22 protein-coding genes and 1 pseudogene are annotated in these 21,219 nt (G+C 64.2%); 10 read left to right on the top strand and 13 right to left on the bottom strand.

Going from position 1 to position 21,219, the window contains the following annotated elements; genetic code table 11:
- Window positions 1-22: 22 nt before the first annotated feature.
- From WG907_RS03820 to WG907_RS03795, 6 genes are all read right to left on the bottom strand, one after another.
- A complete protein-coding gene (locus WG907_RS03820; protein ID WP_340231271.1) occupies window positions 23-1,141 on the bottom strand; it encodes a phage major capsid protein in 1,119 nt (372 codons plus the stop codon).
- A gap of 79 nt (window positions 1,142-1,220) precedes the next feature.
- Window positions 1,221-1,625 carry an HK97 family phage prohead protease gene (locus tag WG907_RS03815; RefSeq protein ID WP_340231270.1) on the bottom strand — a complete coding sequence of 135 codons (405 nt, stop codon included), beginning with the start codon at window positions 1,623-1,625 and terminating at the stop codon, window positions 1,221-1,223.
- Window positions 1,622-1,942 (bottom strand): DUF6127 family protein, encoded by a 321-nt coding sequence (locus tag WG907_RS03810; RefSeq protein WP_340231269.1) that lies wholly within the window; start codon window positions 1,940-1,942, stop codon window positions 1,622-1,624. Before WG907_RS03810 ends, WG907_RS03815 begins: the two co-directional genes overlap by 4 nt.
- Window positions 1,939-3,081: a phage portal protein gene (locus tag WG907_RS03805; protein ID WP_340231268.1), complete on the bottom strand. Its 1,143-nt coding sequence runs from the start codon at window positions 3,079-3,081 to the stop codon at window positions 1,939-1,941. Before WG907_RS03805 ends, WG907_RS03810 begins: the two co-directional genes overlap by 4 nt.
- A 110-nt stretch (window positions 3,082-3,191) precedes the next feature.
- On the bottom strand, window positions 3,192-4,526 hold the full coding sequence (locus WG907_RS03800; protein WP_340231267.1) for a DNA-packaging protein: 1,335 nt from the start codon (window positions 4,524-4,526) through the stop codon (window positions 3,192-3,194).
- A gap of 160 nt (window positions 4,527-4,686) precedes the next feature.
- Window positions 4,687-5,289: a hypothetical protein gene (locus WG907_RS03795; protein WP_340231266.1), complete on the bottom strand. Its 603-nt coding sequence runs from the start codon at window positions 5,287-5,289 to the stop codon at window positions 4,687-4,689.
- Between the two features lie 298 nt (window positions 5,290-5,587).
- Between WG907_RS03795 and chrA the strand changes: the two genes are divergently transcribed.
- Window positions 5,588-6,910 carry a chromate efflux transporter gene (gene chrA, locus WG907_RS03790; protein ID WP_340231265.1) on the top strand — a complete coding sequence of 441 codons (1,323 nt, stop codon included), beginning with the start codon at window positions 5,588-5,590 and terminating at the stop codon, window positions 6,908-6,910.
- A 141-nt stretch (window positions 6,911-7,051) separates the two neighbouring features.
- On the opposite strand, the gene WG907_RS03785 is transcribed toward chrA, so the two are convergent.
- A complete protein-coding gene (locus WG907_RS03785) occupies window positions 7,052-7,837 on the bottom strand; it encodes a hypothetical protein (protein WP_340231829.1) in 786 nt (261 codons plus the stop codon).
- A 131-nt stretch (window positions 7,838-7,968) separates the two neighbouring features.
- Between WG907_RS03785 and WG907_RS03780 the strand changes: the two genes are divergently transcribed.
- From WG907_RS03780 to WG907_RS03755, 6 genes are all read left to right on the top strand, one after another.
- Window positions 7,969-8,604, top strand: coding sequence for a YqaA family protein (locus WG907_RS03780; protein ID WP_340231264.1), 636 nt, complete (start codon window positions 7,969-7,971; stop codon window positions 8,602-8,604).
- 11 nt (window positions 8,605-8,615) lie between these two features.
- Window positions 8,616-10,166: an apolipoprotein N-acyltransferase gene (gene lnt / locus WG907_RS03775; protein WP_340231828.1), complete on the top strand. Its 1,551-nt coding sequence runs from the start codon at window positions 8,616-8,618 to the stop codon at window positions 10,164-10,166.
- 59 nt (window positions 10,167-10,225) lie between these two features.
- Window positions 10,226-11,434: a methionine adenosyltransferase gene (gene metK, locus WG907_RS03770; RefSeq protein WP_340231263.1), complete on the top strand. Its 1,209-nt coding sequence runs from the start codon at window positions 10,226-10,228 to the stop codon at window positions 11,432-11,434.
- Between the two features lie 185 nt (window positions 11,435-11,619).
- Window positions 11,620-11,802: a hypothetical protein gene (locus WG907_RS03765; RefSeq protein ID WP_340231262.1), complete on the top strand. Its 183-nt coding sequence runs from the start codon at window positions 11,620-11,622 to the stop codon at window positions 11,800-11,802.
- A 45-nt stretch (window positions 11,803-11,847) separates the two neighbouring features.
- A complete protein-coding gene (trmB, locus tag WG907_RS03760; RefSeq protein ID WP_340231827.1) occupies window positions 11,848-12,543 on the top strand; it encodes a tRNA (guanine(46)-N(7))-methyltransferase TrmB in 696 nt (231 codons plus the stop codon).
- Window positions 12,544-13,127: 584 nt separating this feature from the next.
- Window positions 13,128-13,682, top strand: a complete 555-nt coding sequence (locus WG907_RS03755; protein WP_340231261.1) for a tyrosine-type recombinase/integrase — start codon at window positions 13,128-13,130, stop codon at window positions 13,680-13,682.
- 267 nt (window positions 13,683-13,949) lie between these two features.
- On the opposite strand, the gene WG907_RS03750 is transcribed toward WG907_RS03755, so the two are convergent.
- Complete coding sequence (locus tag WG907_RS03750; protein ID WP_340231826.1) at window positions 13,950-14,141, bottom strand: Atu4866 domain-containing protein; 192 nt, start codon at window positions 14,139-14,141, stop codon at window positions 13,950-13,952.
- A 288-nt stretch (window positions 14,142-14,429) separates the two neighbouring features.
- Here WG907_RS03750 and WG907_RS03745 point away from each other — a divergent pair, with 288 nt between their 5' ends.
- From WG907_RS03745 to WG907_RS03735, 3 genes are read left to right on the top strand one after another with little or no spacing between them, the layout of a single operon-like run.
- On the top strand, window positions 14,430-14,609 hold the full coding sequence (locus tag WG907_RS03745; RefSeq protein WP_340231260.1) for a hypothetical protein: 180 nt from the start codon (window positions 14,430-14,432) through the stop codon (window positions 14,607-14,609).
- Window positions 14,606-15,859, top strand: coding sequence for a DNA cytosine methyltransferase (locus WG907_RS03740; RefSeq protein ID WP_340231259.1), 1,254 nt, complete (start codon window positions 14,606-14,608; stop codon window positions 15,857-15,859). The genes WG907_RS03745 and WG907_RS03740 overlap by 4 nt, the downstream gene beginning before the upstream one ends.
- Entirely contained in the window at window positions 15,859-17,124 is a 1,266-nt protein-coding gene (locus tag WG907_RS03735) for a PDDEXK family nuclease (RefSeq protein ID WP_340231257.1), read from the top strand. Before WG907_RS03740 ends, WG907_RS03735 begins: the two co-directional genes overlap by 1 nt.
- A 91-nt stretch (window positions 17,125-17,215) precedes the next feature.
- Here the strand turns inward: WG907_RS03735 and WG907_RS03730 are convergent, their stop codons facing one another.
- From WG907_RS03730 to WG907_RS03710, 5 genes and pseudogenes are all read right to left on the bottom strand, one after another.
- Complete coding sequence (locus WG907_RS03730) at window positions 17,216-17,941, bottom strand: 3'-5' exonuclease (protein ID WP_340231255.1); 726 nt, start codon at window positions 17,939-17,941, stop codon at window positions 17,216-17,218.
- A gap of 165 nt (window positions 17,942-18,106) precedes the next feature.
- A pseudogene (locus tag WG907_RS03725) lies at window positions 18,107-18,352 on the bottom strand (IS481 family transposase); the annotation flags it as partial.
- A gap of 57 nt (window positions 18,353-18,409) precedes the next feature.
- A complete protein-coding gene (locus tag WG907_RS03720; protein WP_340231253.1) occupies window positions 18,410-18,946 on the bottom strand; it encodes an adenine phosphoribosyltransferase in 537 nt (178 codons plus the stop codon).
- A 78-nt stretch (window positions 18,947-19,024) separates the two neighbouring features.
- On the bottom strand, window positions 19,025-19,876 hold the full coding sequence (locus tag WG907_RS03715; protein ID WP_340231252.1) for a cytochrome c1: 852 nt from the start codon (window positions 19,874-19,876) through the stop codon (window positions 19,025-19,027).
- A 16-nt stretch (window positions 19,877-19,892) separates the two neighbouring features.
- Window positions 19,893-21,212, bottom strand: a complete 1,320-nt coding sequence (locus WG907_RS03710; RefSeq protein WP_340231251.1) for a cytochrome b — start codon at window positions 21,210-21,212, stop codon at window positions 19,893-19,895.
- Window positions 21,213-21,219: the final 7 nt, after the last annotated feature.

The following is a 21,219-nucleotide window of genomic DNA, read 5'->3' as shown; positions in this document are numbered from 1 at the left end:
CAACCAAGCCGCGTGGGGCCGATCAGGACGTGGCGAACTTCATCAGCTTGATCGCCTCGCTATTGGCGACCGCACCGCCGATTCGCTTGACCGCATAAAAATGCACGAACGGCTTGTTGCTGAACGGATCGCGCAGGATACTGGTCTCGCTTCGCTCAGCGATCACATAGCCGGCGTGGAAGTTGCCGAACGCGATCGACAGGCTGCCCGCCGCGATATCGGGCATGTCCTCCGCCTCGACCACCGGATAACCCAGCAGCGTCGTCGGCTGCCCCGCCGCCAGCGACGGCTGCCACAGGAATGCGCCGTCGCTCGTCTTCATCTTGCGGATGGTGGCGAGCGTCGCCGCATTCATGACGAAGCTCGCGCCCTGACGATAGGGTGCGCGCAGGCTCTGGACCAGGTCGACCAGCTTGTCCTGCGGCCCCGCGCCCGCAAACGCCCCGGATGCGCCCGACGCCACATATTGCAGCGATCCGAACGCCCGCACCCCGTCCCCCTCGCTGGTAGTGGTATAGGTCAAGAAGCCCTTGGGCTTGTTCGTGCCATTGCCATTGACGAAGGCCGATCCTTCCGCCGTGGCGAACTCGCGCGCGATCTCGCTGGCGAGCCACCCTTCGACATCGAACTGCGCATCGTCCAGCATCGCCTGGCTCGCCGCCGGATTGGCGTACAGCTCGCCCGATGGCGGCGCAATCTCGTTGAACACCGGCGTACCCGTTTCGGCCCGCGCGCCCGTCTCGCTCGCCCAACCCGATACGATCCCGCCCGCCGTCACCAGCTTGCGATAGCCGGCCGTACCGGTGCGCACGACATTGGCGATGGAACGGATCGGCGACATGCTCTTGAGCGTCGCATCGATCAGCTGGTCGATCTCGCGCGGCACGGCATAGCCCCCCGCCCCGCCGGAAGCGCCCGAAAAGCTCTTCAGCTCCACCCCCGCCTCATGCCCCTGCCGCACATAGCGATCGACAAAAGCCGCCCGCGCCGGATCGACGCGACCGCCCTTCACCCCGTCGAGCGCCGGCCGCTGCATCTGCACCCGCATCGCGGAAAGATCGGCCTCCAGCGCGGCAATCCTCTCCCCCTGAAGCACAGCGTCAAACGCCCCCTCCAGTCCGTCCAAAACGACATCCGTCATATGCGTCTCCTGCTTGTGAACATGAAAAAGGGCGGCCCCGGAAGGACCGCCCTGAAAATCCTCGACCGATGGCGGGCATCTAATCCTCCACGGCAATAACCCGCGCCGCATCCTGCATCGGATGCGTCACCAGACTCACCTCCACCAGCTCCAGCGCCAGCAATTCCCTGGGCCGCGCCCCTCGCGCCGCCCGTACCCGATAGCCGAAGCTCAACCCGTCGAGCGCCCCTGCCTTCAGCGCCGCCGCCGCCTCGCGCCCCGCCGCCGTCCGCGCCGACACCCGCCCGATCACGCGCAGGCCGCGCTTATCCTCCTCCAGTCGCTCGACCGTCCCGATCGCGCTTCCCGGCGCATGCTGCCACAACAGCGGCACGCCCCGCGCGCTCACGCCCGCGAACGCCCCCGCCCGCACCACGTCACCGCCCCGGTCGACCCGGTCGAACACCGCCGCATAGCCGGCAAAGCGCACCTCTCCCCCGCTCATGCGCGCACCAGCCCGAGCAGCCCCATCTTCACCGCGATCCCCAGCAGCACCAGCGCCAGCCCGATCCGCACGACCCAGCCGACCACCGCCCCGCGCGCCGCCTTCTTCGCGTCGCGCCAGGCGCCCAGCAGTTCGCGCAGTTCCCGCATATCGTCCTCGGCCCGCCGGTCGCTCAGCCCCAGCCGCTCCAGCGCCCGCCCTGCGCCCAGTTCGCTCGCCTCCTCGATCAGCGCCCGGATCATCACCATGTCGCCGGCGCCTGGCACGCCTTCCGCCTGCGCCACCAGCCGCGCCAGCATCTCGCCATCATATTTCATGCCCGCGCCCCTCCAATCCCCAGCATCGCCCTTTTCTCGTCCGCGCTCAGAAAGTCCGCACCCGCGACCCGCTCCCACAGCGCGACGCGTTCGTCCGACAGCGCCGGCACCGCATCCAGATCGACGCTCAGCCGCAACCCCGGCCACCATCCGCCCAGCCCCTGCGCCAGTCCCCCGCAAATCTTCCCCACCAGGGGCAAGATCGACTGCCGCCACAGCGCCTTGTTCGCCTCGCGATAATTGGCGTAACTATTGTCGCCCGGCAGCCCCATGAGCATCGGCGGCACGCCGAAGGCCAGCGCGATCTCGCGCGCCGCCGCAGCCTTCAGCCCCACGAAATCCATCTCGGCAGGAGTCAGGCTCATCGCCTTCCAGTCCAGCCCGCCCTCAAGCAGCATCGGCCGTCCCGCATTGGACGCACCCGAAAAAGCGACCTCCATCTCGCGCTTCACCCGGTCGAACTGCTCCGGGCTCATCACCGATCCGTCGCCCGGATCATAGACCATCGCCCCCGATGGCCGCGCAGCATTGTCGAGCAGCGCCTTGTTCCACACCGTCGCGGCATTGTGGATCGCCACCGCGCCCGCCGCCGCGCCGGCGCAGCCCAGCCCGTAATGATCGTCCAGCGGATGCAGCGCCTTAAGGTGCATCACGCCCGTCCGCCCTGCGCCGTCCTCCGAGCAGAGCCGGGTCGCGCTCTCGCCGACGCGATAGAGATAGGCCATCGGCCAGCCGCGCGCATCGGCCTCCACCGACACCCGCTCGGGCCGCAGCGCGAACAGTTCCGCCGGCATCCCGTCCGCCCCGGCGATGATCTGCACATAGGCATTGCCATGCAGCAGCAGATGCGTGGCCAGCGTCTCGACCAGTCCCTGCCCCGCCGACGCCCGGTTGACGATCGCGAGCACCTGCGCGCTTGCTTCACCCGCAACCCCGTCGGCCACCAGCGTACAAGCGCCCGCGCCCTCCGACACCAGCCGCCACGCCCGCTGCGCCACCGGATTGCCGATCACCCCGCTACGAAGCTGCGCCTCATAGCTCGCGGGCCACTCGCCCAGCGCCGCCGCGCCCGAACCCCATGCGCGCGCCAGCGCCGGCCGCGCGTCATCACGCGCCGCTTTCGTCCCGAACCATTTCATGAAAACCCCCGCGCACAAAAAATCCTCGCCCCGGTGGGACAGGATGTGGAAGTCGGCGGCGTCACCCGCCTATTAAAAGCTCAAACAAGGGGCCGCCTCGCGCGCCCGTCCTACCAAACGCCGCGCACCCGCGCCTCGCCCCGCCGCCCCAGCATCAGCTCGGTCAGCGCCCACACCAGCGCGTCGGCGCGATCGGGCGACCGTCCCGGCCCGACATAGCCGCCCCCCATGACGAGGCCGCACATTTCATCCTCAAGCTGCGGAAAGGCCCCGCGATGCGCGACCCGGCCGGCCTCATAGAGCGCCGCCACCGGCTCGGCCCGCGCCACCTTGCCCCGGCTCGCATGGACCAGCCGCACCGGCAGCCCGGCGTCGGCGGCGCGCAACACGCTCTCGACCATCGCCCCGCCATTATTCGCCTCGGCCACCACCTTGTCCGCGCCATGCGTCGCCGCCGCCACCGCCACTGCCCGCGCCCAGCCTTCGGGCGACTGACCCCCGATACTCGCATCGGCAATCACATAGGCGCGCCCGTCGCCACCCGTCCCCGCGACCACGATCCCGCACGCATCACCATGCGCCGATGCCGGCGGATCGACCGCCACCACCACCCGCGACAGCGCCAGCGCGTCCCCGCGACCCGGTACATGCGCCACCCGGCACCGCTCGATCAGGTCGCGCGTCCACAGCGCGCCCTCCACCTCCTCGATCAGCTCGCCGTCCAGCTCCTGCCGCCCCAGCCGCGTCCCGCCATAGCTTGCCATCATCGCTTCGACGAAACCGTCCGCCAGATGCGCGGCATTATCCGCCGTCCGCCCCCGCGTCACGATGGCGTCAAACCCCTCCCGCGCCACCAGCGCCCGCACCAGCGGCACCGGGCGCGGCGTCGTCGTCGCCAGCACGCGGGGTTTGCGCCCCAGCCGCAGGCCCATCATCATATTATCCCATGCCGTCACGCCGCCCGGCCATTTGGCGATTTCGTCGGCCCAGCCATGGCTGAACTGCGGCCCGCGCAACGCCTCGGGCTCCGCCGCGCCATAGAGCGTCGCCATCGCGCCATTGGGCCAGATCAGCCTGCGCAGCGCCGGCGCAAAGGCCGGCCGGTTCCACCAGGGCGCGATCGACAACAGGCCCGACGCGCCCTCCACCATCACGCTGCGCGCCTCGCCCAGCGTCGCGCCGACGATCGCGATCCGCGCGCGCGGATCGCCCTCCGCCACCTCGCGCACCCATTCCGCCCCGGCCCGCGTCTTGCCGAACCCGCGCCCCGCCATCATCAGCCAGATACGCCATTCGCCGTCCGGCGCGATCTGCTCGGGCCGCGCATGCCATCGCCAGTCGAGCGCCAGCCGTTCCGCCGCCGCTTCGTCCAGCCCCGCCAGCACGCGATCGCGCTCGACCTGTGGCAACAGCGCCAGCCGTTCGAAATCCGAAACCCCGCCCATAATGTGAGCGCCCCCCCTAGATGCGAAAGAAAATCACGGCTTGCGAACCCTCTCCGTTCCCCGGCGAAAGCCGGGGCCCAGGGGCCTAGCCACAACGCTCAGTGGCGCCCGCCTCCCAGCCCCAGACCCGAACGCCGCAATATGGCGAAAACCCTCGCCCTCACTCCTCCCGGTCCGGCGCCACCCGCGCCCGCACCTCCAGCAAGGCCGCGCGCAACCGATCCATCGCATCCTCGCCCTGCGGCTGGTCCCGCATCTCCTGCGCCCGCGCCGCTTCGGCCGAGCTCCGATGCGCCAGGAACAGGCGCACCGCGACGGCATGAGGATGACCGCGCCGGATCTTGCGGCTCTTCACCACGCCCTCGCCATCCAGCGTCACATCCTCCTGCTCGCTCCCGAACAGCGACTGGCGCAACAACAAGGCTTCCAGTTCGCCATAACCCACGCTCAGCGCCTGCCCCCATTCGCGAGCAAAGGCGGGATCGCGCCGCCGCTGATAATAGGCGCTCGACAGATTCTTGCCCGCGACCCGCGCCGCCTCGCTGACATTGCAGGTCGAGGCCAGCGTCTCCATGAACAGCTTGCGCCGCATCGGCGTCCACCCGTTTTTGCGGATCGCCTTCACCTGCGGCCCGTTGACGCCCCCGCTCCGCAGGCTGCCCGCCACCGTCAACGCCCGCTCGACCCCGCCGTCGCTCGCCTTGCCGGAAAAGCTGCGAATCCGTACCTTGCCATGCGCCCCGCCGTCCTTGCCATCCGCCATGCCATCCCCCGATCGCCTACACGCCCCACGCCAACGCAAAAGGGCCGACCCTTGCGGATCAGCCCCATACCGTCGCCGGCGAGTCACAATTTCTCAGTGTGCCCATAGCTGCCAGAACAGCGTGACGCTGTCAAGAGAAATGTTCCAAATAGGTTATTTTATATAGCATGCCCGGTACGTATTGCACGGCGATCGGGCCTATGGCAGCAAGGCGGGACGGGACGAGGCGACCTCCCGTTCAGGCGTTCCCCGCCCAAGCGTCGTAGCAATGGGCGGCATTCGTGCCGTTGGGGAACCTATGTCCGAACCTGATTTCCAGCAAATGACGCGCGTCTTCGGGCGCATCGGCCTGCTCAGCTTTGGCGGGCCCGCCGGCCAGATCGCACTTATGCACAAGGAACTGGTCGACGACCGCGACTGGATCAGCGAAGAGCGATTCCTTCAGGCGCTGAACTTCTGCCACCTGCTCCCCGGCCCCGAAGCCCAGCAGCTCGCCACCTATATCGGCTGGCGTCTCCATGGCGTGCGCGGCGGACTGGTCGGCGGCGGCTTGTTCGTTCTGCCGGGCGCGATCGTCATGCTCGGCCTGTCGATCCTCTATGTTTACGCTGCCCATCTCGGCTGGTTCGCCGCCCTGTTTCTCGGCATCAAGGCGGCGGTGCTGGCGCTCGTGGCGCAGGCGCTCCTGCGCATCGGCAAGCGGGCGCTCAACACCCCGTTCAAATATCTGCTCTCCGCCTTGTCGTTCGCGGCTCTGTTCCTTTTCGACCTGCCCTTCCCGCTCGTGGTGCTGGGCGCGGGCCTCATCGGCATGGGGGTCGCCGCGCTCGCGCCGCAATGGCTCAAGCTCAAAATGGACTCCCCGCCCCCGCCCGCGCGGTCGGCGCGATCCCTGCTCGTCGCGACCCTTGGCACCATCCTTCTTTGGGGGGCGATCTGGGCTGCGCCCATGCTGTTGGTGGCGATCTGGCTCAGCCCCCAACACCCGCTGTTCGAAATCGGCGCCTTCTTTTCCAAGCTCGGCGTCGTGACCTTCGGCGGCGCCTATGCGGTGCTTGCCTATATGGCGCAGGAGGCGGTTCAGGCGCACCACTGGCTGAGCGCGGGCGAAATGGCCGACGGCCTCGGCCTTGCCGAAACGACACCCGGACCGCTCATCATGGTGACGCAGTTCGTCGGCTTCCTCGGCGCCTATCGCGCGCCCGCGCCATTTTCACCGATGCTCGCCGGCATCCTCGGCGCGGCGGTCACGACATGGACCACCTTCGCACCCAGTTTCCTCGGCATTTTCGCCTGCGCTCCGTGGATCGAGCGCCTGTCCCACGCCCGCCGGTTGCAGGGCGGCCTCGCCGCGATCACCGCCGCCGTCGTCGGCGTGATCGCCAATCTCGCCGTCTGGTTCGCGCTCCATCTGCTGTTCCGCCGCGTGATCATGGTCGACGCCGGGCCATTCAAATCACAGCTTCCCGACCTGGGCAGCATCGATCCCCTTGCGCTCGGTCTGGCCGCGCTCGCCTGTCTCCTGCTGTTCAGGACAAGGCTCGGCGTCCCTGGCACGCTGGCCGTCTGCGCGACAGCCGCGATCCTCGCGCATCTAGGCCTCGGCACCCTCGTGCATTAAACACACCTTTCGCCCTGAGCGAACACATCCGAACCGTTCGCCCATAGCGAAAACTTCCAGCCGTTCGCCCTGAGCGAAGTCGAAGGGCTCTGCTGAGCGGAGGCGAAGCACGCTTCACCTCCGCTCAGCCCGACCAACGCATCACTGCCCGGCGTCGCCCCCGCCGTCCGCGCCACTATCACCCTCCCCGCCACCGGCGCGCGTCACCGTCTGCGAATAGTCGATCCTGATCCGCACCCAGCTTCCAACCTGCGGCTTGCCGTTGATGCGCGGCGGCAGGACGAGGAACTGCCACGCCGCCAGCCGGACCGCGCGCGCCAGTCCCGATCCCAGCGGGGATTCGCCCAATATCTGGCAATTCTCGACATGATAATGGTCGATTGTCTTGCAGGCGACCATGCCCCACCCACGTGGCGGCCCGTTGCCCGGCAGGAATGGCGACAGTTCCGCATTGGTGGGCCGGCGATACCATTCGGCATTGAACAATTGCACCCCGCCCGGCCCCTCGCCGGGGCCGGATACCGCGCCGCTGTTCCCGCTCGCGCCACCGCCCGCGCCCGCATCGGATTTGGCCATCTTGCCGATGTCCGCTGCCGCCATCTGCTTGCTGTCGAGCGTCATGAACGGAAAGGGCGATGGGGGCTGGTCCTCCTGCTTCTGAACAGGCTTTGGCTGAACGACCGGCTGCGCCGCGCTACGCGCCTCGCGCTCGTCGGCGCGCTTGGCCGACCTGGCCTTCTCCCGCTCCGCCTTTTGCGCCGGTGCCATCTCGAACGTCACCGGATTGCGATCCTCGACCGGCGGCGACTCCGAATGCGGGGCCAATGTGAACAAGGCCAGCAGCAGGAGCAGATTGAACACCAGCGCGAACGCGAGGCCGCCGATCCGCTCGCGCAGTTTCGTCCGGGAAATAGGAGACAGGATCACATAGTGCCGATCGGACAGGGTTTGGCAGGCAGGGGTCTTGCCCAGACGCCGCCGAAACGTCAACGCCGTCGCCCGGCCAGATGCCCAAAAGCGCTGGCGGCCCGAAACGATCTCGGCTAGTCCCGCGCCCGATGCTCACCCGGCTCTACCAATGGATGCTCGCCAAGGCGGCCCACCCCCATGCGGAACGCTGGCTGTTCGCCTTCAGCTTCTTGGAATCGAGTTTTTTCCCGATCCCGCCCCATCCCCTTCTCGGCCTGATGTGCCTCGCCCGCCCGGAACGCGCCCTCCGCTTCGGCATCATCTGCACGATCGCCTCCGTCCTCGGTGGCCTGCTCGGCTACGCCATCGGCCATTTCGTCTATGAGACGGTTGGCCAGCAGATTCTCGGCGCGCTCGGCCTTTCCGCGAAATTCCCGGTCGCCGCCTGCTATCTGCGCCAATATGGCGCGGAGATCATCCTGATCAAAGGCGCGACACCGATCCCGTTCAAGCTGATCACGATCACCGCGGGCTTCGTCGGCCTGTCGCTCTTCACCTTCCTGTGGGCCAGCATCGTCAGCCGGGCGTTCCAGTTCATGCTCGTGGGCTTGCTGTTCTGGAAATTCGGCGCAACCATAAAACCCTTCATTGAAAAATATCTCGCCCCCCTCTCGGCGCTGTTCATCGTGCTGATCGTCGGCGGTTTCATCGCCGCGTCGATGCTGTCGGGCGGCGGCAAGAAGGATGATCGGTGCAGCCACGCCACCTTGGCGACGCTGCGCTGAGCCGCGCCGCGATGCTGGCCATTCTCCTTCGTCATCCCAGATGCTCCGCGCTACTGGCAGGCTTTTTGTCCGCCGCCGGCTTCGCGCCGCTCTCGCTCTGGCCCGTTACGCTCGCCTGCTTTTTCGCTCTTTTGCTGCTCATCGAAGCCGCGCCAGATCGCCGCACAGTCTTCACTCGCGGCTGGCTGTTCGGCCTCGGCCACTTTACCCTCGGCCTGAACTGGATCGCCCACGCCTTCACCTTTCAGGACGCGATGCCGCACTGGTTCGGCTATGGCGCGGTCATCCTTCTGTCGCTTTATCTCGCCGTCTATCCCGGCCTCGCCGCGCTCACAGCCTGGTGGGCAAACCAAAGGATGCGATCAGGCGGGCCGCTTCCCCTCATCCTCTTGTTCGCCGCCTTCTGGATCGCCACGGAATATCTCCGCGCCGTGGCTTTCACCGGCTTCGCGTGGAACCCGCTCGGTGCGGTGCTTCTGCCGACAGGCGTCGCCATCGCCTCGACACTGATCGGCACATACGGGCTCGGCGCGCTGGTGGTGCTGGCGTCGGGCGCGCTGATGCTCGCCAGCCGTCGGCATTTCGCATCGGCACCCGCAATCCTCCTGCCGCTCTGTGTCATAGCGCTATGGGGCCAGATCGCCGCAGCGCCGCAAGCCCCTGCCGGTGCGCCCCGCATCCGCGTGGTACAGCCCAATATCGGTCAGGGCGAAAAATACTCGCCCACCCTGGAAGCCGAACATTTTCGCGCTTACGCCGCCCTGACCGGTGCGCCCCGCCCGGCCCCGCGCCTCATCTTCTGGCCCGAAGCCGCGGTCCCCGCCTATCTCGATATGGAACCCGAATGGCGCACGCGCCTCGCTGGCCTGCTTGGCCCCGGCGACCTGCTGATGACCGGCGGCGACAAGGTCTATTACAAGGAAATCGACAAGGGCCTCTATGTCGACCGCGTCCTGTCCGGCGCGAATAACAGCCTGTGGGTGGTCACGCCCGACGCCCGGATCGCCGCGCGCTATGACAAGGCGCATCTCGTCCCCTATGGCGAATATCTGCCGATGCGATCCATCCTCCAGCCGCTGGGCCTGTCACGCCTCGTTCCGGGCGATGCTGATTTCTGGCCCGGGCCGGGGGCCCGCAGCCTCGACCTGCCCGCCGCCCTTGGCCGTCCGGCGATGAAGATGGGCGTCCAGATCTGCTATGAGATCATCTTTTCGGGCCATGTCGTGGACCGGGCGAATCGGCCCGCTTTCCTGTTCAATCCCTCCAATGACGCCTGGTTCGGTAGCTGGGGACCGGTGCAGCATCTGGCTCAGGCGCGCCTCCGCGCGATCGAGGAAGGATTGCCTATCATCCGTTCCACCCCCACCGGGGTGTCGGCGGTCATCGACGCCCGCGGCCATGTGCGTCATGCATTGAGCCTCGGGCGGGCCGGCTTCCTCGACACCAGCCTTCCGCCTGCCCGTCCACCGACATTATTTTCACGGACGGGCAACTTGGCGCCCATGGCCTTTCTGATCTTGCTGATCGCGGTTGCCATTGCCACGCGCGAAAGCAGGCGCTAACAGGGCACATAAACAATTCTTTATATCGCTTTTCAGCCCCTTCATCTTGCGGGAGTCACATGCGCAGCAATTATCTCTTCACCTCGGAGTCTGTGTCCGAAGGTCATCCCGACAAGGTCGCCGACCAGATTTCCGACGCGATCGTCGATCTGTTCCTGTCCAAGGACCCCGAAGCGCGCATCGCTTGCGAGACGCTGACGACGACTCAACTCGTGGTGCTCGCCGGCGAAATCCGGTGCAAAGGCGTCTATGAAGACGGGCAATGGGCACCCGGCGCGCAGGAGGAAATCGAAAAGACGGTTCGCGAAACCGTCAGGCGCATTGGCTATGAGCAGGACGGTTTCCACTGGGAAAGCTTCCGCTTCGAAAATAATCTTCATGCCCAGTCGGCCCATATCGCGCAGGGCGTTGACGCCAGCGGCAACAAGGATGAAGGCGCGGGCGACCAGGGCATCATGTTCGGCTTCGCGTGCGACGAGACTCCCGACCTGATGCCGGCGACCCTCTATTACAGCCACCGCATCCTGCACCGGATGGCGCAGGACCGGCATTCGGGCGCGGCCGCCTTCCTTGAGCCGGACGCGAAAAGCCAGGTCACCCTGCGCTTCGAAAATGGCAAGCCGGTGGCCGCGACCGCGATCGTCGTCTCGACCCAGCACGGCAAGGGCTATGACGAGGGCGAGAAAGAGGCGGAACTGCACGCGTATGTCCGTCAGGTCGTCGCCGACCTGCTGCCCGCCGACCTGCTGGGCGACGAGACCGTCTATCACATCAATCCCACCGGCAGCTTCGAGATTGGCGGGCCTGATGGTGATGCCGGCCTTACTGGTCGCAAGATCATCGTCGACACTTATGGTGGCGCTGCGCCCCATGGCGGCGGCGCGTTCAGCGGCAAGGACCCGACCAAGGTGGACCGCTCGGCCGCCTACATCACCCGTTACCTCGCCAAGAATATCGTCGCCGCCGGCCTCGCGTCGCGCTGCACGATCCAGCTTGCCTATGCGATTGGCGTCGCCAAGCCATTATCGCTCTATGTCGATACCCATGGCACCGGCACTGTCGGCGACGACGCGATCGAAGCCGCGATCGGCAAAATCGAAAAGCTCGGCGGCATGACCCCGCGCGGCATCCGGACCCATCTGGGGCTCAACAAGCCGATTTATCAACGCACCGCCGCTTATGGCCATTTCGGCCGCGATCCCGAAGGCGATTTTTTCCCATGGGAAAAGACCGATCTCGTCGAAGATCTCAAGGCCGCTCTCGCCTGATCTGAAGCGGACAAATGCTGGAGGCGTCGGGGTGCAAGCTCCGGCGCCTTTTGTTGATCGCCAGGTTATCCCCTCTCAAACATGACGAAAAGTTCACTAGGATGGTCCGTCCGCTGCGCTCATAAGGCCCTTGTCGGGCTCGCACCCCTGTCGAGCCCGGCACCCCCGTTTTCGGGAATGCTGCCATGACCTGCCAGATCGCCACCCTCTTCCTCGGCCTGGCGTTGTTCGCGGGTGCGCCCTCACCCGCTCTTGCCGCGCCGTGCAAGGACGCCAGGGGCAAGTTCGTCAAATGCCTGCCCAAGCCCACACCGGCAAAACATGCGCCGTGCAAGGATACGAAGGGCAAATTCATCAGGTGCAAATGAACTGATGCTCTTGGCAGCGTCATGGCAGGCCGTTATCGGCCCGACATGACTGCTTTCAAATCAGGCGATCCCACCACGCTCAACCGCCTCTACGGCCGGCAGACGGGGCATAAATTGCGCCTCGGACAGCAGGAACTGGCCGATACCCTGCTTCCTGCCCTGTCGGTGCCGGACGAAGGTTCGGTTACCGCCGCATCGCTCTTCGGCTATGATCGCCCGCTTCATTTTGAGATAGGCTTCGGCGGCGGAGAGCATCTCGCATGGCGTGCCGACCTTCTCCCCGACCATGGTTTCATCGGATGCGAACCGTTCCTCAATGGGGTCGTCACCGCGCTCGGCCATATCCGTGAGGCCGGACTGGCCAATATCCGCCTCCACATGGGCAACGCGCTCGACGTGCTCGCGCGTATCCCCGACGGCAGCCTTAGCTTCGTCTACCTGCTCCACCCCGATCCCTGGCCCAAGGCGCGCCATGCCAAGCGCCGGATGATGAATCCCGGCCCCGTCGCCATGATCGCGAGGAAACTCAAACCGGGTGGCGAGTTCCGCTTTGGCACCGATCATCCCATCTATCTCCGTTGGGCGTTGATGGTGATGAACGGCCACCCCGATTTCGAGTGGCTGGCGAGCGAGCCGGCCAACTTCCTCACGCGCCCCGGCGGCTGGCCGGAGACCCGTTATGAAGCCAAGGCCCGCCGCCTCGGCCATGAGGTCTGGTATTTTCGGTACAGGCGGATTTAGATCAATAGCTTACCGCATAAAATGAATATTTTTCAGTAGGTTAAACCAAAATGCGCCGCCGCCTGTCGCCGTCCGTTTCCGTTCCGGTGATTCCCGGGTGATTACTTTTCTGGTACATGAGGTTCGTCATGGCCACGGGAAAAATCACCGAGCGAACCCTTGATGCTCTCCAAGCAGGTGCTGTTACCGGCTTCCTTTGGGATGACGAACTGAGGGGTTCGGACTCAAGATCACCGCGGGCGGCTCTGCATCCTATGTCGTCCAGTATCGGATGGGTGGCCGCGAGGCGAAGACGCGTCGCTACACGATCGGCGGTCATGGCTCGCCATGGACACCCTTCACCGCTGCGAGGAGGCGACGAGACTCCTCCGCCTAGTCGCACAAGGGATCGACCCCGTCGAGACGGAAGCAGCGACGGCGCGAGGCTGTCGATCTTGCCTTTTCCAACTACACCGATCGCTTTGCGGCAGATTGCAAAGGGAAAGGTTGATCGACGCTCGTAACGCGATCACTTAAAGCTACGCGTCAAGCCCGTCTTGCGGGACAAGGCGCTTCCTACAATTACGCGCATTGATGTGGTGGCCGTGTTCGATCGCATGCCGGCAGACCAGGCCGCCAATCGTCGCAACGTGTTTGCGGTGCTGAGGCGCCTATTTCGATGGGCTGTGAGCCGCGGCGACATCGACAGAAGTCCGATGGAAGGCATGGAAACGCCGAAAGCCGTCAAGCCTCGCGAGCGCTGGCTAAGCGATAGCGAGTTGGCGAGAGTTTGGGTTCAGGCCCCGGAATGCCATCGTTGCTTCGGTCCCATCGTTCGGCTCCTCATCGCTACTGGCCAGCGGCGAGAAGAAATCGGTGGTCTTCACTGGCACGAATTGAGCCGTTCGGAACGCGAGATGCGGTTGTCCGGCGATCGAACGAAGAATGGCGAGCCGACCACGATACCACTCAACGACCTCGTGATCTCCGAACTCGACACGGTCGCGGGTGGCGAAAAGTGGCCAAGTCGCGGCAGGGTGTTTCCAACGGCGACCGGCGCCGCTTTCACGGCCTATCACAAGGGCAAGACGAAACTCGACAAGCTGATGGCGGCAGTTCTATGCCGCCTTGGCGCCTCCACGACCTTAGGCGAACACTAGCGACCGGCTTTCAAAGGCTTGGAGTCCGATTCGAGGTAACTGAAGCGGTTCTCAATCACGTCGGCAGTTCGCGTTCTGGAGTGGCAGGCATCTATCAACGGCACGACTGGAAATCTGAAAAGCGTGAAGCACTAGCGATGTGGAATGATCACCTCTCCGGCGCCATCGAAGCGGCCCAAAATGCTCCCGCATGATCGATACGTCTCCGACCGATTACCGCCGCTATCTGTCCTCCGAGCAACGGCATCAGGTGAGTTGGCTGCCCTGCTACCGCTCCCGATAGAGCACCAATTCCTCATGGTAGAGCACGCCATTGATCACGTCGCCGGTCGCGGTGAAACCGGTATCGTCGATATAGTCGATATGGTTGCCGGTGACGGTGTAGCTGCCCTGATAGGCGCTCTTTTTTGTTCCACGCGCTTCGTCATAGCGGCCGTTGGACAATAGCTCCTGACGGATAGGGGCATCAGACAGGTTCCCGGAGCCAGACGTTCATTCATACACGCCGCGTGGCCAGCCTTATCCGCCGCCAAGGCGATGCGACCGATCGTGGGTGGGACAGACGGAAACGATAGGGCTTGCCGCCTGACACAGGATTTTTGAATCACGCCAACTGATCGCCGCACAACGAGGTGTTCCTTTTATGTTCTTGACGGATCAGGCACAGAAATGCACACTCTTACTCACTTGTGAGCAAGGAGTGGACTTGGTATGGCATCTTCCCTAAGTGCCGTCGGGGGACCGGCTATGACGAAGAATGCGCGCGTGCATGTGCTGTTGCCCGATGCGGAAGGCGATCGGTTTGAGGCCTATTGCAAGGTTAAGGGCTATAAGAAATCGACGCTGATCGCCCGGCTCATCCGGGAGCATCTCGATCGCGAGCGATTTGCCGTTCAGCAAGAGCTGTTTCGGGGATCGCAGGCATGAGGTCGCGTTATCTTCTGGCCCAGCCATACCCGCGCGGGAACCGGCTCACGGCCGTCGATTTGTTTTGCGGAGCGGGCGGCTTGACGCTCGGTCTGGCCAATGCGGGGTTCGACGTGGTGTTCGGCTCCGACATCGATCTGGCATGCGCTTTGACCCACGCACGCAATTTTCCGCATATTCCGTTTGTCCAGGCCGATGTCAGCAAACTGAGCGCACGGGAAATCATGGATCGCACCGGTCTTGAGGTCGGTGCACTCGATCTCTTGGTCGGCGGGCCGCCGTGCCAAGGGTTCAGTATCATCGGCCAGCGTGAAATCTGGGATCCCCGTAACGGCCTTTTCAAACATTTCCTCAACGTGGCGACCGACCTTCAACCGCGCGGCGTCGTCATCGAAAATGTCCCCGGGCTCGCCACCTTGAATGGCGGCGCTGTCCTGGGAGAGATTGGTCGGGCCTTTCGGGAAGCCGGCTACCGGGTCGAGTGCGCCGAGCTGTTGGCCGCGCAATATGGCGTGCCGCAGATGCGCTGGCGGATGTTCTTCATCGGCTGGCGCCTGGATCAGCCCATCGATGGCGGCTTCCCGCTCCCGACACATGGACGCCGTGGCATTGGCGAACTCGTGCCTAATCGGACGATCGCTCCGGCCGACACCGAAGGGTTCGTATCAATCGAGGCGGCAATCGCCGACCTACCGGCGATCGCGGCGGGAGGCTTCCAGTCAACCTACGACAGGAAGCCCAAGGGCCCCTACCAGCTTGCCATGCGCAGCGGATCGACGGGCTTGCACAATCACTATGCTGCGCGACTATCTGAAGCCAACATCGCGCGCATCAGCCTGCTGAAGCCCGGACAGGACTGGCGCGATCTGCCGCATGATCTGCTGCCGCCCGGCATGCAGCGCGCGCACCGCAAGGATCATACGCGCCGCTATCGCCGCATGCAGTGGGATGGTGTCGCACGCTCGATCATCACGCGTTTTCGTGATCCCAAGTCGGGCGAATATACGCATCCGGACCAGCACCGCACGATCAGCATCCGTGAAGCGGCCCGCATACAGAGTTTCCCGGACTGGTTCGTGTTCGAAGGCAATCATTCGCAGCAGTACGACCAGGTGGGGAATGCCGTTCCGCCGTTGCTAGGCAAGGCGGTTGGTGAATCGCTGCATGCGCTGCTGAGCGGTAACGCGCTCGATGGCACCGCACGCGTTCGCTCACGGTATCGCATTCCCGAGCTGGTGGCGGCTGAATAATGTCGGGGAAGCGGTCGGGCGCACCCGGGAATTTCGTCAGCGAATGGTTCGGCCACCGGGTTCATCCCACGGTGATCACGACCTCAGATTCTGTCGCCGATCAGCAAAGCGAGCGTTGCCGGTTTCTCAGCGACGCGACCAGCGAGATGCGCCAGTGCATCAAGGCCGACGCGGCGCGCGGCGTCTGTACGATCAGTAGCGTGAGCAACGGACCGCGCCAGGATTGGCTCGTCTGCCCGTACCGGGCGCTCAGCGACAACCTCGTCAAGCAGGCAACCCGCCAGTTGTTCGCGCTGTCGCCAGACATCGATCCCTATGTCACGCCGGCGCTCACGCTCCGACATAACGATGTGCGCGAAGATATTGCGACCCGCCTGAACGCCGGCCAGCCGGTTTTCATCTATTTCGACAAGAAGACGAGCGGTGAACTCTCTATCCCTGCGACCGACCAATCTCCGGAATTCTCATTCGACGTGACCATCGTCGAAATGACGATGGAGAATGGCCATCCGCACATCGGGCGGTTCGGTATCCTTGAGATACAGACGATGGATTTCCACGGCTCATACCGCGATGCCGTGCGTAACCTGCGCGAGGGGCTGCGCATGCACCCCACCAACTTCGGCAAGACCGTGCAGGAGAATCAATGGTGGCTGTCCGAGGGTGTCGAAGGGCCCAACATCGCCAATGTGTTCAAACGCACATTCTACCAGATGATGTTCAAGTTTCAGCTTGGCCATCACGAGCGCTGCGCCGGTTGCGTGCTCGCCATCCCGACTTCGGTCTGGGATAGCTGGCAATGCCATCTCGGATCGCCGGTGCTGGCCGATGCCGGCGATGGTACGGTGAGCCTGCTTGCGCCTGGCAGAAAGCGGCAAGATCCGTGTCCAGCTTGGATCTACGTCTTCGAACCCGATGTTGCGTCGGGTGCGACCCCATCGCCAATCATCACCCGCGCCATGATCGGCACGGACGCGGCGGCGATCTCGCACTGGGCGCTGGAGGTGGCACCCGCGGCGGCCTTGTCCAATATCGATTCCGAATTGGGCTTGCTTGCCGGGCTGTCGCGACGCCTAAAACGCTTTTGGCCGGAGCTTGCACGCACGGTGATGGCCGAGGTTGCTACCACGCCATCGGCGGTGCGCACGGCGAAGAAAGCCAGAACACCTGCCGATACCGAGATTCCCTTGACCGAGGCCGAACGGCTCTCCGACTATCGCGGCCCCAGCGAAGGCGCGGTTTCGGGCGACGCGTCAGACGTCTGATCGAAGCGAAGGGGCGACTTCATGGCGTAGCGCTCCCGCAATGGGGCGGAAAGATGGGAGGTTTCGATCACGAAGCGAACCGTTGCCGCCCTTATCTGACATCAGACAGTGCATGTGCGAGCGACGCCAGCGGACCTGCCGCCGATGGGCAGAGCGCTGCGGCCTTGTCGGAATCCAGCAGCGCGTTCGCGCCGCCTGCGGCTGCGCTCTTCAGCGCGGTCGTCGTCTCGATGACCTGTTGGAGGTCAATGCGGAACTCCGGCATGCACGCTACGCGCACGAGGCCCGCGCCCCACGGATCGGTGGTCAGCGACAAGAGGCAGAGCAGGTCCTTGATCTCGGGCCGTTCGAAGATGCTGCCAAGAAAGAGCACCGGAATTCCGAGCGCTTCGAGACCACGCCCGATGACGGCGAGGCGGTCGTTGCCGGTCACCAGCACACAATGGTCTCGGTAGCGTCCACCCGCCGCGACGTCGGCGAGGATTTCGTCCGCGATGACCGGCGCGAGGCACGCGTTTTCGCGGACCACGATCAACTCAGGCGTAACACCGGAAGGGCCGCGCACCGACTCCAGCGGCTCGAACGGCGGCGGCTCCGGATCGCCAACGCCCCGGACCGGCGTCATGCCTTGCCCGAGCTGCGTGAACAGTTGCACGACCTCCTCCGTCGAGCGGTAGTTCTCGATCAGGTCTCCATGCTCGGCACCGGTGAAGTCGCGAGCGAACAGCGCCATATTGCGAGAAGACGCACCGCGGAAGCGGTAGATCGACTGCCGCGCGTCACCGACGACCCAGAGTCCCTGGCCGTCGGGGTTCATGCACCAAATCGCAGGCCTCGTTGATCGCCAGCTATGAATTTCCGATCGGAACATGAAAGGCCAATGTTGCCGGTGCGGCGCTGAACCGTAGAGCGTTGATTCGCTTGGCGAAGTTATAAGCAGTCAGCCAGTCACGGACATGGCGTCCCAGTTCCTGAACCGAGGTATAGTGAACCGGGCCCGTCCGCACAGGGCTACGGTCGCGCCCTCTTCCATGGGCGAGAGCACGGTGCTGCAAAGCTCCTTTGGCCCCATCGGCAGATTATCCACCGACTGACGCGAGCGCCATTTGATCACCGTCTTTTGATCCCGGACCGCTTCGCGAGGTGCGTGACCGAAGCTTCCGATCACTGTAGCTCGTCTCGTATGGCGCGGGTTAGCCTTGGCACACCCATGGACAATCTGTCTCATAAAGCCCGCCGCAGGGATGACGACAATTCCACACCATCACATGCTGGGACTAAACACCTAGTCGCCCTCGAACGCGACGATCGCAGCGGCAGTGACGCCATCGGCTTCCAGCGCCTTCTTGCCTCCCAGATCCGGCAAATCGACTGCAAAGAGCGCCATCAGTACGCTCGCTCCCTGCTCTCGCAACAATTGTGCCGCCGCCAGCGCGGTCCCGCCGGTCGCGATCAGGTCGTCGACCAGAACGACCCTTGCGCCCTGCGGCACCTGCCCTTCATGCAGTTCGAGACGGTCGGTGCCATATTCCAGCACATAGTCGATGCCGACTGTCTTGCCCGGCAACTTTCCTGCCTTGCGGACGGGTACGAACCCCTTGCCCAGTGCCAGGGCGAGGGCAGCGCCCAGAATGAAGCCGCGCGCTTCGATGCCGACGATCAGATCAGGCTCCAACGGCCTCGCGATCGCCGCCATTCGCTCGACCAGTTCCGCAAGACCCGCGCCATCGGCCAACAATGTCGTTACATCGCGGAACTGGATGCCGGGCTTGGGGAAATCGGGAATGGTGCGGATCAGAGCGGAAAGACTGTCGGTGCTCATCTGGTGCCTCACAAGAAAAGGGGCGCGATCCTTGCGGACCACGCCCCCTGTTCACGCATTTGCCAATGCGCAGGACCTTCAGGCCGCCTTCTTCTTGTCCGCCCAGATATTCTGGTAGGACAGATAGGCCAGACCCGTCGCGATCAACAGGAAGATGAGGGTCGCGAGCCCAGCGCTGCGGCGATTTTCCAGCTTCGGCTCTGCGGTCCAGGTCAGGAAGGCCGCGACATCCTTCGACATCTGGTCGACGGTCGGCTTGGGCTGGCCCTCGCCATAGGTCACCTGACCATCGGTTGTCAGCGGCGGCGGCATCGCCAGGTTCAGGTTGGCGAAATAGGGGTTATAATGCAGCCCGGTGGGCGTCTTGGCATCCGGGAAGTGCTTCAGCAATTCCGCTGGCTGCGCCTGATAGCCGACGAGCAGCGAATAGACATAATCGGTGCCGTCATGCCGCGCCTTGGTCATCAGCGACAGGTCTGGCGGGATCGCATTGTTATTCGCCGCAGCCGCCGCGACATTGTTGGCGAAGGGATGCGGGAAATAATCCGCCGGGATCGGCGCGCGGGTCGATGCCTCGCCGGTCTTGGGATCGACGTCGGGGGTCTTGATCTTCCAGTTCTTCGCGATCGCCTTCACCTCGGCTTCGTTATAGCCGATCTCCTTGAGATCGCGGAAGGCCACGAATTTCAGGCTGTGGCAGGCCGAGCAGACTTCGGCGAACACCTGGAAGCCGCGCTGCAACTGCTGCCGGTCATATTTGCCGAGCGGGCCATTGAAGGAATAATCCACCTCCTTGGGATGGCGGTGGAACTCGTGCTCAGCCGTAGCGGCTGGCGGCTCGGAGACATAAGCCACCGCACCCACCAGGGCCGATATCACCAGCCAGCCCGCGAAAAAGAGGCCGACCAAAAATGCGCCGATGCGAACCATGATTGTCTTGTCCCCCTTAACCGGCGTTCGACGGCTGCGGATCGCTGCCCATGCCGGGAAGCGCGTCCTGTTCGCCCTTGATAGTGTAGCGATCCAGCACCGATTCCGTGATCGAGCCCGGCAGCGGCAACGGCTTTTCGAAGCGTGCGATCAGGGGCAGGATGATCAGGAAATGCGCGAAATAATAAGCGCCGGCAATCTGGCTGATCATCACATAAGGTTCCGCCGCCGGTGCGCCGCCGCAATAGCCCAGGATCACCACATCGACGATCAGAATCCAGAAGAACTTCTTGAACGTCGGACGATAATTGCCCGAACGGACGGGGGATGTATCGAGCCATGGCAACAGGAAGAGCAACAGGATCGATGCGAACATTGCCAGCACGCCCAGCAGCTTCGCCGGAATGAAGAAGAAGTCCACCGTGAATGCCCGCAGGATCGCGTAGAAGGGCCAGAAATACCATTCGGGTACGATATGCGCGGGCGTCGAAAGCGGATTGGCTTCGATATAATTGTCCGGATGACCCAGATAGTTAGGCGCAAAGAACAGCAGGATCGAGAAGAGGATCAGGAATACGCCGGCCCCAAAGCCGTCCTTCGCCGTGTAATAGGGATGGAACGGCACGGTGTCCTGCGGCCCCTTCACTTCCACGCCGGTCGGGTTCGAGGAACCTGGAATATGCAGCGCCCAGATGTGCAGGATGATGACCGCCGCGATCACGAAGGGCAGCAGGAAGTGGAGCGAGAAGAACCGATTGAGCGACGCGTTGCCGGGGGCAAAACCGCCCAGCAGCCAGGTCTGGATCGGTTCGCCCACCACCGGAATCGCGCCAAACAGGCCGGTGATCACCTTAGCGCCCCAATAGCTCATCTGGCCCCAGGGAAGCACATAGCCCATGAATGCCGTCGCCATCATCAGCAGGAAGATGACGAGGCCGAGCAGCCATACCATCTCGCGTGGCGCCTTGTACGATCCGTAGAAAAGGCCGCGAAAGATGTGGAGATAGACGACGATGAAGAAGAAGCTCGCGCCGTTGGCGTGTGCGTAGCGCATCAACCAACCCGAATTGACGTCACGCATCGTCTGTTCGACGCTGCTGAAAGCAACCAGCGTGTTCGCGCCATAGTGCATCGCCATGATGACGCCGGTCACGATCTGGATCACCAGCGCGAGGCCCGCCAGCACGCCGAAATTCCAGAAATAGTTGAGGTTGCGCGGCACTGGATAACCGGCGCCGATCGCATTGTAGACGAGACGCGGCAACGGCAGCTTCTCATCCACCCACTGCATCAGCGGATGTTTCGGCGAATAATGTTCAGCCCAGGGAAAGCTCATCGTTTCT

The organism is Sphingobium fluminis, from assembly GCF_037723805.1.
GTDB lineage: Bacteria > Pseudomonadota > Alphaproteobacteria > Sphingomonadales > Sphingomonadaceae > Sphingobium.
The sequence above is the reverse complement of the archived record's forward strand: the minus strand, read 5'-3'. Positions and strand labels throughout refer to the sequence as shown.

What these genes read in the sequence shown, in the direction of transcription:
- WG907_RS03795 (WP_340231266.1), bottom strand. Translation starts at nt 5,289, where the DNA reads ATGGCGGATGGCAAGGACGGCGGGGCGCATGGCAAGGTACGGATTCGC.
- WG907_RS03745 (WP_340231260.1), top strand. Translation starts at nt 14,430, where the DNA reads ATGACGAAGAATGCGCGCGTGCATGTGCTGTTGCCCGATGCGGAAGGC.
- metK (WP_340231263.1), top strand. Translation starts at nt 10,226, where the DNA reads ATGCGCAGCAATTATCTCTTCACCTCGGAGTCTGTGTCCGAAGGTCAT.
- WG907_RS03715 (WP_340231252.1), bottom strand. Translation starts at nt 19,876, where the DNA reads ATGGTTCGCATCGGCGCATTTTTGGTCGGCCTCTTTTTCGCGGGCTGG.
- WG907_RS03780 (WP_340231264.1), top strand. Translation starts at nt 7,969, where the DNA reads ATGCTCACCCGGCTCTACCAATGGATGCTCGCCAAGGCGGCCCACCCC.
- trmB (WP_340231827.1), top strand. Translation starts at nt 11,848, where the DNA reads ATGACTGCTTTCAAATCAGGCGATCCCACCACGCTCAACCGCCTCTAC.
- WG907_RS03710 (WP_340231251.1), bottom strand. Translation starts at nt 21,212, where the DNA reads ATGAGCTTTCCCTGGGCTGAACATTATTCGCCGAAACATCCGCTGATG.
- WG907_RS03820 (WP_340231271.1), bottom strand. Translation starts at nt 1,141, where the DNA reads ATGACGGATGTCGTTTTGGACGGACTGGAGGGGGCGTTTGACGCTGTG.
- lnt (WP_340231828.1), top strand. Translation starts at nt 8,616, where the DNA reads ATGCTGGCCATTCTCCTTCGTCATCCCAGATGCTCCGCGCTACTGGCA.
- WG907_RS03805 (WP_340231268.1), bottom strand. Translation starts at nt 3,081, where the DNA reads ATGAAATGGTTCGGGACGAAAGCGGCGCGTGATGACGCGCGGCCGGCG.
- WG907_RS03815 (WP_340231270.1), bottom strand. Translation starts at nt 1,625, where the DNA reads ATGAGCGGGGGAGAGGTGCGCTTTGCCGGCTATGCGGCGGTGTTCGAC.
- chrA (WP_340231265.1), top strand. Translation starts at nt 5,588, where the DNA reads ATGTCCGAACCTGATTTCCAGCAAATGACGCGCGTCTTCGGGCGCATC.
- WG907_RS03810 (WP_340231269.1), bottom strand. Translation starts at nt 1,942, where the DNA reads ATGAAATATGATGGCGAGATGCTGGCGCGGCTGGTGGCGCAGGCGGAA.
- WG907_RS03800 (WP_340231267.1), bottom strand. Translation starts at nt 4,526, where the DNA reads ATGGGCGGGGTTTCGGATTTCGAACGGCTGGCGCTGTTGCCACAGGTC.
- WG907_RS03735 (WP_340231257.1), top strand. Translation starts at nt 15,859, where the DNA reads ATGTCGGGGAAGCGGTCGGGCGCACCCGGGAATTTCGTCAGCGAATGG.
- WG907_RS03765 (WP_340231262.1), top strand. Translation starts at nt 11,620, where the DNA reads ATGACCTGCCAGATCGCCACCCTCTTCCTCGGCCTGGCGTTGTTCGCG.
- WG907_RS03720 (WP_340231253.1), bottom strand. Translation starts at nt 18,946, where the DNA reads ATGAGCACCGACAGTCTTTCCGCTCTGATCCGCACCATTCCCGATTTC.
- WG907_RS03730 (WP_340231255.1), bottom strand. Translation starts at nt 17,941, where the DNA reads ATGAACCCCGACGGCCAGGGACTCTGGGTCGTCGGTGACGCGCGGCAG.
- WG907_RS03740 (WP_340231259.1), top strand. Translation starts at nt 14,606, where the DNA reads ATGAGGTCGCGTTATCTTCTGGCCCAGCCATACCCGCGCGGGAACCGG.